The 14,567-nt window shown below is 74.3% G+C and carries 14 protein-coding genes; 8 read left to right on the top strand and 6 right to left on the bottom strand.

What is annotated here, in order from left to right; all coding sequences use genetic code 11:
• Position 1: 1 nt before the first annotated feature.
• Both ABZW30_RS17775 and ABZW30_RS17770 read left to right on the top strand, forming a co-directional pair.
• The gene (locus ABZW30_RS17775) at positions 2-1,051 is read left to right on the top strand and encodes an agmatine deiminase family protein (protein ID WP_355672026.1); all 1,050 of its coding nucleotides are present in this window, start codon (positions 2-4) and stop codon (positions 1,049-1,051) included.
• 79 nt (positions 1,052-1,130) lie between these two features.
• Complete coding sequence (locus tag ABZW30_RS17770) at positions 1,131-1,730, top strand: TetR/AcrR family transcriptional regulator (protein ID WP_355672025.1); 600 nt, start codon at positions 1,131-1,133, stop codon at positions 1,728-1,730.
• A 69-nt stretch (positions 1,731-1,799) separates the two neighbouring features.
• Here ABZW30_RS17770 and ABZW30_RS17765 read toward each other — a convergent pair whose 3' ends face one another.
• Complete coding sequence (locus ABZW30_RS17765; RefSeq protein WP_355672024.1) at positions 1,800-3,578, bottom strand: hypothetical protein; 1,779 nt, start codon at positions 3,576-3,578, stop codon at positions 1,800-1,802.
• A 326-nt stretch (positions 3,579-3,904) separates the two neighbouring features.
• Here ABZW30_RS17765 and ABZW30_RS17760 point away from each other — a divergent pair, with 326 nt between their 5' ends.
• From ABZW30_RS17760 to pth, 4 genes are all read left to right on the top strand, one after another.
• On the top strand, positions 3,905-4,414 hold the full coding sequence (locus tag ABZW30_RS17760) for a hypothetical protein (protein ID WP_355672023.1): 510 nt from the start codon (positions 3,905-3,907) through the stop codon (positions 4,412-4,414).
• Between the two features lie 103 nt (positions 4,415-4,517).
• Complete coding sequence (locus ABZW30_RS17755; protein ID WP_355672022.1) at positions 4,518-5,180, top strand: DUF3105 domain-containing protein; 663 nt, start codon at positions 4,518-4,520, stop codon at positions 5,178-5,180.
• A gap of 158 nt (positions 5,181-5,338) precedes the next feature.
• On the top strand, positions 5,339-5,923 hold the full coding sequence (locus ABZW30_RS17750; RefSeq protein WP_355672087.1) for a DUF305 domain-containing protein: 585 nt from the start codon (positions 5,339-5,341) through the stop codon (positions 5,921-5,923).
• A 115-nt stretch (positions 5,924-6,038) separates the two neighbouring features.
• The gene (pth, locus tag ABZW30_RS17745; RefSeq protein WP_355672021.1) at positions 6,039-6,635 is read left to right on the top strand and encodes an aminoacyl-tRNA hydrolase; all 597 of its coding nucleotides are present in this window, start codon (positions 6,039-6,041) and stop codon (positions 6,633-6,635) included.
• Here the strand turns inward: pth and ABZW30_RS17740 are convergent.
• A complete protein-coding gene (locus ABZW30_RS17740; RefSeq protein WP_355672020.1) occupies positions 6,625-8,082 on the bottom strand; it encodes an MFS transporter in 1,458 nt (485 codons plus the stop codon). The two genes, pth and ABZW30_RS17740, sit on opposite strands and share 11 nt — an antisense overlap.
• 144 nt (positions 8,083-8,226) lie before the next feature.
• Between ABZW30_RS17740 and ABZW30_RS17735 the strand changes: the two genes are divergently transcribed.
• Together ABZW30_RS17735 and ABZW30_RS17730 are read left to right on the top strand one after the other, a co-directional pair.
• The gene (locus ABZW30_RS17735; protein WP_355672019.1) at positions 8,227-8,742 is read left to right on the top strand and encodes a MarR family transcriptional regulator; all 516 of its coding nucleotides are present in this window, start codon (positions 8,227-8,229) and stop codon (positions 8,740-8,742) included.
• A 43-nt stretch (positions 8,743-8,785) separates the two neighbouring features.
• A complete protein-coding gene (locus ABZW30_RS17730; RefSeq protein ID WP_355672018.1) occupies positions 8,786-9,295 on the top strand; it encodes a GNAT family N-acetyltransferase in 510 nt (169 codons plus the stop codon).
• An 81-nt stretch (positions 9,296-9,376) separates the two neighbouring features.
• Here ABZW30_RS17730 and ABZW30_RS17725 read toward each other — a convergent pair whose 3' ends face one another.
• The 4 genes from ABZW30_RS17725 to ABZW30_RS17710 all read right to left on the bottom strand — a co-directional run bounded on the left by ABZW30_RS17725 (position 9,377) and on the right by ABZW30_RS17710 (position 14,266).
• Positions 9,377-9,886 carry a methylated-DNA--[protein]-cysteine S-methyltransferase gene (locus ABZW30_RS17725; RefSeq protein ID WP_355672017.1) on the bottom strand — a complete coding sequence of 170 codons (510 nt, stop codon included), beginning with the start codon at positions 9,884-9,886 and terminating at the stop codon, positions 9,377-9,379.
• Positions 9,883-11,505, bottom strand: a complete 1,623-nt coding sequence (locus tag ABZW30_RS17720) for an AlkA N-terminal domain-containing protein (RefSeq protein ID WP_355672016.1) — start codon at positions 11,503-11,505, stop codon at positions 9,883-9,885. The genes ABZW30_RS17725 and ABZW30_RS17720 overlap by 4 nt, the downstream gene beginning before the upstream one ends.
• 279 nt (positions 11,506-11,784) lie before the next feature.
• Positions 11,785-12,918 (bottom strand): ribosome small subunit-dependent GTPase A, encoded by a 1,134-nt coding sequence (gene rsgA, locus ABZW30_RS17715; protein WP_355672015.1) that lies wholly within the window; start codon positions 12,916-12,918, stop codon positions 11,785-11,787.
• Positions 12,919-13,279: 361 nt separating this feature from the next.
• A complete protein-coding gene (locus tag ABZW30_RS17710) occupies positions 13,280-14,266 on the bottom strand; it encodes a cytochrome c oxidase assembly protein (RefSeq protein WP_355672014.1) in 987 nt (328 codons plus the stop codon).
• Positions 14,267-14,567: the final 301 nt, after the last annotated feature.

Genomic DNA, 14,567 nt, shown 5'->3' with positions numbered 1-14,567 from the left:
GATGATGACCACCCCCACGCCCGCCTCCCTCGGCTACCGGATGCCCGCCGAGTGGCACCCCCACGACCGCACCTGGATGGCCTTCCCGACCGCCAACCCCACCTTCGACGGCCCCGAGCAGCTGCACGCGGCCCGCCGGGCCTGGGCGGCCGTCGCCGACACCATCGTCCGGTACGAGCCGGTGACGCTGATCGTCAACACCGGTGAGACGGCGGACGCCCGCCGGTACGTCTCCGATCGGGTCGAGATCGTCGAGCGCCCGCTCAACGACGCCTGGATGCGCGACATCGGCCCGTCCTTCCTGATCGACGGCGAGGGCAGGGTCGCCGCCGCCGACTGGATCTTCAACGGCTGGGGCGCGCAGTCCTGGGCCCGCTGGGACAAGGACCAGCACATCGCCGAGCACATCGGCGAACTGACTGGCGTTCAGCGCTTCGCCTCCCGGCTGATCAACGAGGGCGGCGGCATCCACGTCGACGGCGAGGGCACGGTGCTGGTCACCGAGACCGTCCAGCTCGGCGAGGGCCGCAACGCCGACTGGACCAAGGAGGAGGTCGAGGCCGAGCTGCACGCCTTCCTCGGCACCACCAAGGCGATCTGGCTGCCGCGCGGACTCACCCGCGACTACGACGAGTTCGGCACCCGCGGCCACATCGACATCGTCGCCTCCTTCGTCCGCCCGGGCGTCGTGGTCGCCCACGTCCAGCCGGACCCGGCCCACCCGGACCACGAGGTCTGCCAGGAGCTGGTCTCCGTCCTGCGCGCCTCCACCGACGCCCGGGGCCGCCCGCTGGAGGTCATCGAACTGCCCGCCCCCACCGTCCTGCTGGACGAGGACGGCGAGCCGGTCGACTACTCCTACATCAACCACTACGTGGCCAACGGCGCGGTCGTGCTGTGCGCCTTCGACGACCCGCGCGACCAGGAGGCCGCCGACATCCTCGCCAAGGCCTACCCGGGCCGCACCGTCGAGCTCGTCGACGCCCGGGAGATCTTCGCCAACGGCGGCGGCATCCACTGCATCACCCAGCAGCAGCCGAAGGCGCTCTGACGTCCGCCCCGGGCGGGAGCCGCGCGCTCCCGCCCGGGTAGCCTTCTGAGCTCCGCACCACCGAGGGAGAGCACTGCACATGGCGGACGCCCGCCCGCGCCGGCCGGCGCGCCCCCGCGAGGAGGTCTTCGCCACCGCCCGGGCCGCGATCGCCGAACACGGGCTCGCCAAGCTCACCATGGCCGGGCTCGGCAAGCAGCTCCAGATGAGCGCCGGGCACCTGCTCTACTACTTCGGCAGCAAGGACCAGCTGCTGCTGGAGACCCTCCGCTGGAGCGAGGAGCAGCTCGGCGCCCGCCGCCGCGAGGCCCTCGCCGACCACACCCCCGACCCCTGGCAGCGCCTCGACGCCTACCTGCGCCTCTACCTGCCCGAGGGGCCCGGCGACCCGCGCTGGATCCTCTGGGTCGAGGTGTGGGGCCGCTCCCCCGCCAGCGCCGAGATCCGCCAGGGCCAGCAGGAGATCGAGGCCCCCTGGCAGGCCGACCTGGTCGCCCTCATCGAGGAGGGCACCGCCGCCGGCCACTTCACCCCCGGCCCCGCCGCCGACCGCGCCGTCCAGCTGCGCGCCCTGCTCGACGGCCTCGCCGTCCCGATCGCCATCGGCCTGCCCGAGGCCGACCGGCCCGCCGCCCTCGGCCAGGCCACCGCGGTCGCGACCATCCTGCTACGGGCCTGAGCACCGACCGGGGCTCACCCGCACGCACCGGCCGTCGGCCGGACCGACTTCCGGCGCAGGGGCGTTGACTCATTCGGTCCAGATCGCGGCCGCCGTGCGGTCGTCGGCGTAGCCCTTGGCACGGACCTGGACCTGGCGCAGGAAGTCGACCGTGCCCGGCGGGTGGGGGTGCGCCCAGTGCGCGGAGAGGAAGTGGGCGACGGCGGGCTCGTCCGCGATCGGACCGGCCAGGCCCGGGGTGCAGAGCAGCAGGATGTCGCCCGGGGTGGCGGGGACCAGCCGGAAACGGAACGGGCGAGGGTCCGGCACCGGGCCGTCCGGCACCGGCGGCTGGCCGTCCGGGTGGTGGAGCAGCCGGGCCGCGTAGGCGTCGATCCAGTGCCCGGAGCGCAGCAGGTAGAGCCCGCCCGGGCCGACGCCGAAGGCCGCACGGTAACCCGCCGCCGGGTCCAGCGACACCATCTGACAGTGCAGGGAGGCCGGGGACGGCGTGTCGTCCCCCTCGGCCCGGGGCGCCAGCGCGCGGAGCGGGGCCGCAGCGCTGGTGGCCAGGCGCTGGAGGCCGTAGCGCAGCCGGTCCCGGGCGCCGTCACGCAGATCGGCGGCCAGGCCGGCCCGGCTGCGCCCGATCGCGGCGGCCAGCTGGCGGCAGGCCTCGCCGGTGGCGGCGGCGACGGTCTGCGCGGTGAGCGTCTCGTCCTCGGCGTCACCCGTACGCTCGAAGCCCGCGAGGACGGCGAGCAGCAGACCGTCGGGGCCGTCGCCGAACCTGGTCACCAGCAGGCTGTCGCGGCGCGGCTCGCCCCGGTAGCGGGCGGAGTCACCCCGGACGGAGACGGCGCGCAGCACGGTGCTGCCGTACTGGGCGCCCTCCAGCGCGGTGTCCGGGACGACCGAGCCGAGCGAGCCCGGGTCCGTCTCCGGTACGGCCGTCGGCTCGGGACCGTAGGTCGGGGGGCGCTCGCCGACGTGCGGGACGGTGGGGCCGGTCTCGGCGAGGGGGGCGCGGATGGCCAGGCGGGGGTCGGGGACGGGGGGCGTGGGTTCGGGGTCGGGCTGGGGGGCGTGGTCGGGCTCGGGTTCGGGGGCGGGGGCGGGGGTCCTGGCGACCGGGAGTTGCGGGGCAGGCTCGGGCTCCGGGTCGGGCTCGGGTTCGCGGGCGGTTTCAGGGGCGCGAGCGGGTTCCGGCTCCGGTTCCGGTTCCGGTACGGGAGCGGGGACCGGGTCGGGCTTCTCCGGGGAGACCGGGGCGGGCGGCGCGTCGGGCTCCGGCTCCGGCTGGGCCTCCTGCCCGGGCGCGGGCGCAACAACGGCCTCCGCCCGGGGCGCGTCGGCGGCGAAGGAGGGGGCGGGGAACTGATGGGTCTCCGTCGAGGTGCGCTGCCGTCCGATCCCGCCGGTCCCCTCGATCACGCCGACCGCGGTGTCGAACCAGTCGTCGATGCTGTCCCGACCCGCCGCGGGCCCGGGCTCGGGCACGGGCACGGGCACGGGCACGGGCACGGGCACGGGCACAGGCTCGGGCACGGGCACAGGCACGGGCACGGGCACGGGCACGGGCACGGGCACGGGCACAGGCACGGGCACAGGCTCGGGCACGGGCTCGGGCACAGGCTCGGGCTCCGCGACGGCCTCCGGCACCGCTTTCTCCCCCGCAGCGGCCTCCGGCGCCGCCGAGCGCTGCTGCCCGATCAGCCCGACCGCCGTGTCGAACCAGTCGTCCACGCTGCCCTCGCCCGGGTCGGCGTGCGGGGTGTCGGGGAGGGTGCCCGCCGGGCCGTCGTAGACCGTGTCCCACCAGCCGTCGCCCGGCCGGGGCGGCTGTGCGGGTGCACCCTGCTTGCTCATCTGGCGGCTCCTGGTCGGTCCGTGGTCGCGCCGCCCCCGGCGGGGCCGGACTGGCGTCATTGTCTCCAAGCGCGACGACCCTGTCCGGGTTTCGGCGACAACCGGTCACCGACCGGATCATCCCGGCCACCGCGCTCACCAGGCGGTTCGTCGGGGCGCGGCCGGGCGGTGGCGCGGCCGTCACCACGGTGTTCACTTCCGTTCCGTCCGGGCTTGCCGGATGTGCCCCGAGCAGGGCGTTTCCTGGACATTGCGGGGCACCGACCGCTGAAAATGGGGCCCGAGGAGGGGCATCGCTTCACCCGTTCGGCTGATTAAATGTGCGCATGACCGCGTCGGCCCCCAGCTCGCTCCGACCGGGGAGGGCCGCACTGGCGGGCCGCCCGGCGGGTGCGCTGTTGGTCCTGCTGCTGGTCGCCCTGCTGACGGCGCTGCCCTGCGCGGGCCAGGCGAACGGGTTGGACGCTCCCGTCCGCCCGGCGCCGGCCCCGGCGAGCGCCGTCTCGGTGGTCAGCGCCGCGGAGGCCACTGCGCAGACTCCCCACGCCGGCCACGCCGCCAGGACGTCCGAGCACCACCAGCGGCTCGCCGCGGAGCAGGACCACTGGATCCTGTGCACCGCCGACGGCCAGCCGCCGCGCAACAACGGCTGCTCCAGCCACCCGTTCTGCCCGCAGGACGCGCAACTGCCGAACCCGCCGCCGCACCCGCAGCCCGCCGTCTCACCACTTGTCGCGCCGGCGCCCGAGGCGCTGCCCCGAGTGGTGCCGGCGGGGCTGCTGGACGGCCCGCACCCGGCGCCCGATCTGCACGAACTCCAGGTCCACCGGTCCTGAGCGGAACCCACCGCCGACGCTCGCCGTCGGCGGGTCCGCCCCTCCCCCCACTACAGCCGACCGCCGCCACCAGCCGTGCGCGGCGGGGACAAGGACAACCATCATGGGTTCCGCTTCGAAGCAGTCCAACAAGCCCGGCGCCAAGGGCGTCGCCGACCGCCGCACCCGGATCGCCGAGCTGCGCGCCGCCGAGGAGCGCCGCGACCGCCGCAACAAGGTCATCGCCTCGGTGGTGGCCGGTGTACTGGTGATCGGCGCGATCGCCACCGGCACCTGGATCGTCATGGACCAGAACCAGAAGAAGAAGGACAGGGAGGCCGCCGCCAACGCGGACATCCCGGGCGTGAAGACCTTCGGCGACCTGAGCCGCAACCACGTCAAGGAGAAGGTCAACTACCCGATGACCCCGCCCGTCGGCGGCGACCACAACGCGATCTGGCTGGACTGCATGGGCCACGTCTACGACCAGCCGGTCGAGAACGAGCGTGCCGTCCACTCGCTGGAACACGGCGCGGTCTGGGTGACGTACAACGGCAAGGCCACCCCGGAGGACATCAAGACCCTCTCCGACAAGGTCAAGACCACCCCGTACTCGCTGATGAGCCCGTACCCGGACGAGCAGGGCACCATCACCCTGAACGCCTGGAGCACCCAGCTGGTCGTGGACAGCGCCAGCGACCCGCGGGTGAACCAGTTCTTCACCAAGTACGTCCAGGGCAAGCAGACCCAGGAGCCGGGCGCCTCCTGCACCATGGGGCAGATGTGACCGCCGACGCGGCCCGCCCCGAGGAGGCCTCGGCGGCCGACCTCCCGGAGGAGGACGCGACGGCAGCGAAGGCGACCGAGGAGTCGGCGGCCCGCCCCGGCCGTCGGCGGCTGTGGTGGCCGGCCGCGCTGGCCGCCGCGGTGGCGCTGGCGCTCGGGGTGCCGGCCCTGGTGGCGAGCGGCTCGTCGGCCTCCGGCACGGCCTCGGTGGCCGTCCCGGCGGACGACTCGCCCGAGGCCGGGTTCGCCCGCGACATGGCGACCCACCACCAGCAGGCGGTGGACCTGTCGTTCATCGTCCGGGACCGCACCGGCGACGAGCCGACCCGCACCCTGGCCTTCGACATCATCAACACCCAGGCCAACCAGCGCGGGATGATGACGGGCTGGCTCGATCAGTGGGGGCTGTCGCAGCACTCGACCGCCAAGCCGATGGCGTGGATGAGCATGGACCACGACTACGCGGCCCACGACGGTTCGCTGATGCCCGGCATGGCCACCAACGCCCAGGTGGCGAAGCTGCGTTCGCTCAGCGGGCGGGACGCCGAGGTGTACTACCTGCAGCTGATGATCGAGCACCACAAGGGCGGGGTCGAGATGGCCCAGGGCTATGTCGACCTGGCGAAGAACGACGTCGAGAAGCGGCTCGCCCAGTCGATGGTGGTCGCCCAGACCTCCGAGCTGGAGCTGATGACCGACATGCTCAAGGAGCGCGGCGCCGCCCCCGGCGTGCCCGCGGCCTGACGGCCGCAGCTCCCCGTTCCGCAGTGCTTCCCCGGACGGCCGGGGCGCGGCGGCGGTCCCGTACCGTCCGCACCGCGCCCCGGCCGTCCGCCGTCCCGACTTCTGGAGACCCCGTATGACCGTTGGTACGACCACCGCCGACGCGCCCTGGCTGATCGCCGGCCTGGGCAACCCCGGCCCGTGGTTCCGGCTGACCCGGCACAACGCCGGCTTCCTGACCGTGGACCGGCTGGCCGAGCGGCACGGCGCCCGGTTCCGCCGGCGCGGGCTCGCCACCCTGGTCGCGGAGATCGAGGTGGACGGCCGCCGGGTGCTGCTGGCCAAGCCGCTGTGGTCCATCAACCTGTCCGGCCGCCCGGTGGCCGCCCTGCTGCGCCGCTACGGGGTGCCGGTCGAGCGCCTGGTGGTCGTCCAGGACGACCTGGACTTCGCGTACGGCTCCGGCAAGTTGAAGCGCGGCGGCGGGCCGGGCGGCCACAACGGGGCGCGCTCGGTGGGCGAGGTGCTGGGCACCCGCGACTTCATCCGGCTGCGGTTCGGCATCGGCCGCCCGCCGAAGGGGCAGAGCATCGGCGACCACGTGCTGAAGAAGTTCTCGGACGACGAACTGGCCGCGATGCCAGGGGTGTTGGACCGCTGCGCGGACGCCCTGGAGACGCTGGTGCGGCTCGGCCTGAACCGGGCCCAGGACGCCCTGAACGTCACCGCGTAGCGGCGGCGGGGCGGGCCCCGGTGGTGACGGGCCGGGCCAGCGCGGTGGCGGCCACCGCGACCACGGCGAGGACGATCAGCACCGTCCGCCCACCGGACGCCGCACCCGCCAGGTGGACACCGAGGACGGACAGCGCCATGCCGAGCGCGGTGCCGAGGCTGCGCGCCATGTTCACCATGCCGCCGCCGACGGCCGAGCACTCCGCCGGGACCGCCCGCATCACCAGCGCGTTGTTGGCGGGCAGCAGCAGGCCCAGCCCGTACCCGGCGACCAGCAGTGGGGCCGCCACCGTCGCGCCGGAGACCGGCAGCAGGGCGAGCAGCAGCAGCCCGGCACCCGCGAGGCCCGCGCCGAAGCGGCACCGGGCCAGGTCCGACCAGCCCCGGGGCAGCAGCGCGCCGCCGACCGTCGCGGCGACCGCGAACGCCGCCGGCAGCAGGGTGACCATCAGGCCCGCGGCGGCCGTCGACACGCCCGCTCCGGTGAGCAGCACCGGGCCCAGCACCAGCGGGCAGAACAGCAGCAGGTAGCCGATCAGCGCGACCACCAGCCCGGACCGCACGCCCGGGGTGTTCACCAGCCCCAGCGCCAGGATCGGCCGGGCGGCCCGCCGCTCCTGGCGCACCAGGGCGAGCGCCAGCACGACGGAGGCGAGCAGCAGCACGGCGACGGCCCAGCCGGGCAGGGGCAGGCCGGAGGCGGTGGACAGGGCGAGCAGCAGCGCGGTGGTCGCGCCGGTGAGCAGCAGCATGCCGGGCAGGTCGAAGCGGGGCGCCCGCGGCTCGCTGTCGCGCGGTGTCGGAACCGCCCCCGGGGTACGGATCCGGGTGCGGGGCAGCAGGTACCAGCCGGCCACGATGCCGAACACCGCGATCGGCACGTTGACCCAGAACACCCACTGCCAGGAGGCGTGCTCCACCAGCAGCCCGCCGAGGCTGGGGCCGAGCGCCAGTCCGAGGCCCTGGGCGGCGGCCTGGATGCCGAGAGCGCGGCGCATCGCGCGCTCCGGGACGCCGCGGGCGACCAGGGCGACGCTGTTGGCCTGCATCATCGCGGCGCCGACGGCCTGGACCGCCCGGCAGGCGACCAGGATCCACAGACTGCCGGCGAACCCGGCGCCCAGCGAGGAGAGGCCGAAGACGGCGAAGCCGCCGATGTACATCGTCTTGCGGCCGACCAGGTCGGACAGCCAGCCGATCGGGGCCAGCAGGGCGACCAGGACCAGCAGGTAGGCGAGGGCGACCCACTCGACGGCGGCGAATCCCGCGTCGAAGTGGCGGCCGAGGGCGGGGAAGACGAGGGCGATGACGCTGGCGTCGAGCTGGCCGAGGAAGGCGCCGAGACAGACCGTGCCGACGGCCAGCCAGTGGGCGTGGCGCCAGCCGGCGATGCCGCGGGGCCGGGGCCGCTCGGTGAGCAGGCGCGCGGCAAGGGCGGTGGCGTTCATGCCCCAAATATATCGGATGCAGACATGTTCTCTCTACGAGCCGATCGCCATGCGACACGAAACATCTCGCATTGCGTCCACGGCGCGTCCGACGGGCGGACGGCGCCCCGGAAACGCCCTGTACCAGGCGATACGCTGTCCGCCATGCCGTCGTCACCGCACGTTCCCGACCCCGCCACCGAAACCCCCGACCCGGCGGTCGAGCACGCCCGGCGACTGACCGACACCGTCACCCGGCTGCGCCGCGCGCTGCGCAGCAGCATCCGCACCGACTACCCGTGGGAGTCCCTGCCGATGGCGCAGGTCGAACTCCTCCAGACGCTCGCCGCCGCGCCGCTGCGGGTCGGCGAACTCGCCGCCCGGCAGCGACTCGCACCCAACACCGTCAGCGGGCTGATCGGCAAGCTGCTGGAGGCCGGGTTCGTGGACCGCCAGGCCGACCCCGGCGACCGGCGCACCGCCCGGATCGCCCTCACCCCGGCCGGGCGACGCCAGCTGGACGACTGGCAGCGCGCCCACGAGCGCCGGATCGCCACCGCCCTGGACACCCTCGACCCGGCCGACCGCGCGGCGGTCGTCCACGCACTGCCCGCGCTGGAGCAGCTCGCCCGCGCCCTGGCCCAGCCGGGCACCACCGAGCAGGGGCCCTCGGCCGGGTAAACCGCTGGTCGACGCAGTCCGACGGGCGCTACCGTCCCCAGGTATGACCACCGTGGCAGTACAGATCGAGCCCTGGACCGACGCCGACCTCGCGCTGCTGCGCCGGGTCAACACACCGGAGATGAAGAAGCACGTCGGCGGGCCTGAGACCGAGGAGCAGCTGCTCGTCCGGCACGGGCGCTACCTGGACTTCGTCCCGTCCGGTCTGGGCTGCATGTACCGGATCGTGCTGCTGCCCGAGGGCCAGGCGGTCGGGACGGTCGGCTACGGCACCCGGACCTGGGAGGGCGAGACGGTGCACGAGATGGGGTGGAACGTGCTGCCCGGCCACCAGGGTCGGGGCATCGCGGTGGCCGCCACCCGAGCCGCCGTCGACGCCGCTCGGCGCGAGGCCGCCCATCGCCACCTGCACGCTTTCCCGTCGGTGGACAACCCCGCCTCCAACGCGGTCTGCGCGAAGGCCGGGTTCACGCTGCTCGGCCAGACGGACTTCGAGTTCCCGCCCGGGCGGTTCATGCGCAGCAACAACTGGCGGGTGGACCTGCGCGGTTGAACCGCCCTCGGGCCCGGGTCGGACGCCCGAACCGCCCTCGGGCCCGGGTCGGACGCCGGGCCCGGGTCGCGGGCCCCGGGGTCAGAAGAGGGTGCCGCTCTCCAGCTCCAGCAGCCAGCGCTTGCGGTCCACGCCCGCGGCGAAGCCGGTGAGCGCGCCGCCGGCACCCAGCACCCGGTGGCAGGGGCGGACGATGAGCAGCGGGTTGGCGCCCACCGCGCCACCGACCGCCCGGACCATCCGCGGCTCCTGCCCGGCCAGCTCGGCGAGTTGGCCGTAGGTGACGGTCCTGCCGTACGGGATCTCGTCCAGCGCGGCCCAGATCCGGCGGCGGAACTCGGTGCCCTCGGGCGCCAGCGGAAGGTCGAAGGTGGTGCGTTCGCCGGCGAAGTAGGCGTTCAGCTGCGCCACCGGCTCGGCGAGGGCCTCGGGGTCGAGCACCCAGTCGTCGGCGGGCTCGGCCAGCGCGTACTTCTGCCCGGGCGCGGTGACGGTGGCCAGGGCCGCCGGGCCGCCGTCCTCGGGCAGCGCGCCGCTGAGCAACAGCCGGCCGAAGGGGCTTTCCATGGTGGTGTAGACGGTGGTGGTCATGCCGGGTCGTGCTCCGTTCCGGTGCTGGTGCTGGTGCTGAGTCTGGGGCTGGTGTTCGGGCTGAGGCTGGGGCTCGGGCTGGTGTTCGCGGGGCCGGCCCACAGCCGGTGGACGGCGTAGGAGCGCCACGGGGCCCAGGCCTCGGCGGCACGAGCGGCGGACTTCGGGTCGCCGTCGGCGCCCAGCCGGGTGAGGCCGTGCTTGACGCCGACATCGCTCGGGAGGAAGACGTCGGGGTCGGCCAGGGCCCTCATCCGCAGGTAGCCGACCGTCCAGGGGCCGATGCCGGGTAGGGCCAGCAGCCGGGCCGCGGCCTCCTCCCGGTCGACCCCGCCGTCGAGGCGGACCACATCCTCGGCCAGCGCGGCGCACAGGCCGGTGAGCGCGCGGCGGCGGGCGGCGGGCATCGCGAAGTCCTCCGGGTCGGCGGTGGCCATGGCCGCCGCTGTGGGGAAGAGCAGCCGCAGGCCGCCGTTGGGCTCGGGCAGCGCGGTGCCGTACTTCTCGGCGAGCCGGCCCGCCAGGGTGCGCGCGGCACCGACCGTGATCTGTTGGCCGAGCACGGCGCGGACGGCGAGCTCGTGCGGGTCCACGTGGCCGGGCGAGCGCAGGCCCGGGCGCTCGCGGACCAGCGGGCCGAGCACCGGGTCGGCGCCGAGCTGCTCGTCGACGGTGTCCGGGTCGGCGTCCAGGTCGAAGAGGGTCCGCAGTCGCTGGACGGCGGTCGGCAGGTCACGCAGGTCGGCCAGCAGCAGACGGCAGTCGAGCCAGCCGCGGGTGCGCGGCTCGTCCGGCGCGAGGCCGTCGACCTCGGCGATGCCGTGGCCGTACGGGAGCGCGAGGGTGCGCCGGTAGGTGCGCACACCGGGGAGCGTGCCGGGCACGACCTCCTCCACGCCGGGGACGGTGCGCAGGGCGAGGAAGTCGATCAGGTGGTCGCTGTCGATCGCACCGCGGTAGGCGAGGCGCAGGGTGAGACCGCCGGCCGGGGTCGCGGTACGACGGCCTGCCGCGACCTCGGCGCGCAGGCCGGTGGGGGTGCGGTCGTAGACCTCGCGGACGGTGTCGTTGAACTGGCGGACGGAAGCGAAGCCTGCCGCGAAGGCGATGTCGGTGACGGGCAGCTCGGTGGTCTGCAGCAACAGACGGGCGGTCTGGGCGCGGCGGGCGCGGGCCAGGGCGATCGGGCCGGCGCCGAGCTCGGCGGTGAGCTGGCGCTGCAGCTGGCGGGAGCTGTAGCCGAGCCGGTCGGCCAGGCCGGCGACGCCCTCGCGGTCCACCACGCCGTCGCCGATCAGGCGCATCGCGCGGCCGACCAGGTCGGCGCGGTGGTTCCACTCCGGGGAGCCCGGCACGGAGTCGGGGCGGCAGCGGCGGCAGGCGCGGAAGCCGGCGCCCTGGGCGGCCGCGGCGCTGGGGTAGAAGCGGCAGTTGGCGCGCTTGGGGGTCACGGCGGGGCAGCTCGGTCGGCAGTAGATGCCGGTGGAGGTGACGGCCGTGAAGAAGACGCCGTCGAAGCGGGCGTCGCGGCTGTCCACGGCTCGGTACCGGATGTCGTCGTCGATCACGTTGTCCAGTTTGCGGTACCGAGTGGGGGGTGACTGGCGGGAATCGGACATCACCTTTCGGGGCCCTCCCCCTCCCCCCACCCCGCCCTCCCACCGCCTCCTCCACCACCTTCCCGTCTTCTGCCCACGCCGGGGCCCCGCAGGGCGCCGGCTTCCGCGCCTGCCGCCGCCGGTGCCGCACCTGTCGCGCTGTCGCATCTGTGGGCCTGTCGCACCCGTGGCACGTGTCGTACGTGCCGCCCGCGCGGTCCGGGCCGGCTGGCGGGGCGGGCGGTCCGGACCGCCCGCGCCCACCGCGCCCCCGGACGGCCGTCGCCGGGTCAGATCAGATCAGCGCTTCACCGGACCTCCCGCCGCCCGCATCGACTTGGTGATCGTCTTCCACTTGTTCAACCGGGCCTTGGCCACCCTGGCGTCCGAGCGGGAGGCGATCCACTCGTTCTCGCGCTGGAGCTTGAGGTAGCTGTCCATCCGGCGCTGCGGCAGGGTGCCGTCGGCCAGCGCCGCCCGGACCGCGCAGCCGGGCTCGGTGTTGTGGCTGCAGTCGTGGAAGCGGCAGTCCTCGGCCAGCTCGGCTATGTCCGCGAAGGCCAGGTCCACCCCCTCGCCACCGTAGAGGCCGACCTCACGCAGCCCGGGGGTGTCGATCAGCACGCCACCGCCGGGCAGCGCCGTCAGTTCGCGGGTGGTCGTGGTGTGGCGGCCCTTCTGGTCGACCGAGCGGGCCTCCTGGACGACCATCACCTCGGTGCCGACGAGGGCGTTGGTGAGGGTGGACTTGCCGACGCCGGACTGGCCGATCACCACGGTGGTGCCGGGGGCGCAGGCGCGGAGCACGTCGATGCCCTCGCCGGTCTCGGCGCTGACCACCAGCACGGTGACGCCGGGGGCGACCGCCTCGACGTCGGCGCGGATGAACTCGGCGTCGTCGACCAGGTCGGCCTTGGTGAGGACGACCAGCGGTTCGGCGCCGGACTCCCACGCCAGGGCGAGGAAGCGCTCGATCCGCCCGAGGTCGGGATCGACCGCGAGCGAGGCGGCGATCAGCACGGTGTCGACGTTGGCCGCCAGCACCTGACCGTCGGAGCGCTTGCCGGCCACCTTGCGGATGATCGCGGTGGAGCGCGGCAGGAGCGCGGAGACGGCGGCCATCGGCTGGGCGTTCAGGTCGACGGCGGCCCAGTCGCCCGTGCACGGGCAGTTGATCATGTCGGCATCGCCCACCGGCCGGGTGTCGAGCCGGACGGTGCGCAGCTCGACCGTCTCCGGGTCGGCCAGGACGGCGTCGCACTGGCCGCGGTCGACCCGGACGATCCGGGCGGGGAACAGTCCGGCCTCGGCGAGCGGGGCGAAGAGCTGCGTGTGCTCGGGCGTCCAGCCGTAGCGGGACAGCGGGGAGTCCTCGGCGGAGGACGAAGAGGCAGAGAGGGGAGAGTACGACGGAACGGAGGCAGCGTTGAACAACGCAGTGGCCCTTCGGGAGGAGATGGTCCCGGCGGGCTAGGGCTGGCGCGGAAGGCTCAGCCTGCGGCCGGGAAAAGGAGGTGAACGCGAGTGCTGCCCAGGGCAACTATCGGGGCGACAACGACCACGGGGTTCACCTCCTGCTCTCTACTCCTCGGGCGGCCCAATGGCCCCCGAACCGGACGCTCACACGCTAGCGGAGCGGCAGTATGCGGCCAACCTATTTTTGACCTACGCAAACGCACTCGCGGGGGCCGAAAGGAGCCGGAAAGGAGCCGGAAAGGGGCCGGAAAGGGGCCCGGTCGGCGGCCGAAGCGAGTCCGGCCGGGGGCCGAAGTCGACCCGCTCCGAACGGCCGTCGTCAGCCGCCGTACCGGTGCTTGAGGTTCGGGTCGTCCAGCCACCAGGGCCGCATGCCGGTCTCCTCCTCTTCCGGCAGCCCCGCCGCCCGGGCCTCCGCGGCGGCCGCCTCGAAGCGGGCGTCCAGCTCGGCGTCCACGGCCTTGATCTCCTCGCGCCCCTGCACCACCATCCGCCGCACCAGCGCGGCCAGGAACGGCAGCCCGACGAGGTCCCCCAGCACCCAGAAGGCGTTGCCGCCCCAGGTCTGGTCCTGCGCCAGGCTCGGCCCCCAGGGCCGGTCGAGCGCCACGTAGTAGTGCTCGGCGACGAGGTGGCCCCCGTAGATCAGCACGATCCCCAGGCCCGCGTCGAAGATCACCTCGGCGAAGGTGATGAACAGCCCGACCAGGTGCGGGTACTCGTGCCCGACCGGGTCGAGCTGCAGCCGCGGCCAGAAGTACGCCAGGCCGAGCAGCACCAGCGTCAGGTGCAGCACCACGTTGCCGACCCCGCTGGAGAGCGACCACTCGTACCAGGGCGTGAAGTAGAGCAGCCACGGCGGCGCCATCAGCAGCGCCGTGGAGACCGCCGGGAACATCAGCACCTTGGACGGCCGACTGCGCAGCGCCCGCAGGACCCGCTCCCGGCGCCGCTCCGGCGACGACTCGACCAGCAGCGAGACGGGCGCACCGAGTGCGAGCAGCAGCGGGACGACCATGAGCAGCAGCACGACCTGCACGGCCCGGTCGGTGAAGAGGACCCGCTCGTACACGCCGAGGCCGGAGCAGGTGCACCAGATCCACAGCAGCAGCCCGCCGAGGAAGGCGGCGGTGCGGGTGGGCCGCCAGCGCTCGCCGCCCCGGTGGACGGTGCGCACCGCGGTCAGGTACCAGCCGCCGAGCAGCACCGAGAGCGCGAGCACCAGCGGTTCGAAGGTCCAGGAGGTGACCAGGTCGGACCACTGCCACGCGGGCGGTCCGCTGTACGCAAGCGCCGCGCCGTCCATCCGTCCACTCACCCCATCCGCAGCCGCCACCCGACCGTCGCCGGATGGCGCCGGGAAGGACGCCGGGCACAGGCCGCGGCGCCCGGCCATGATGGCCTTCCCCACGCGGTCGGCCCCGCTCGGGGCCCACCTCTATACCCCGACCTGAACAAAGCTTTACCCAGCCCCGACAAAGCTTTGCCGAGGCAAAGTTCTGCCCTTGCCGGCCCCGGGACCGCAACCGGCGGAGAGTCACCTTCGTCTGGCAGGATGCACCGTCGGCGATACCGGCCACGTGGGTGACGACAAGGGGACGACAAGA

This window comes from Kitasatospora sp. NPDC004669, from assembly GCF_040609455.1.
GTDB lineage: Bacteria > Actinomycetota > Actinomycetes > Streptomycetales > Streptomycetaceae > Kitasatospora.
The sequence above is the reverse complement of the archived record's forward strand: the minus strand, read 5'-3'. Positions and strand labels throughout refer to the sequence as shown.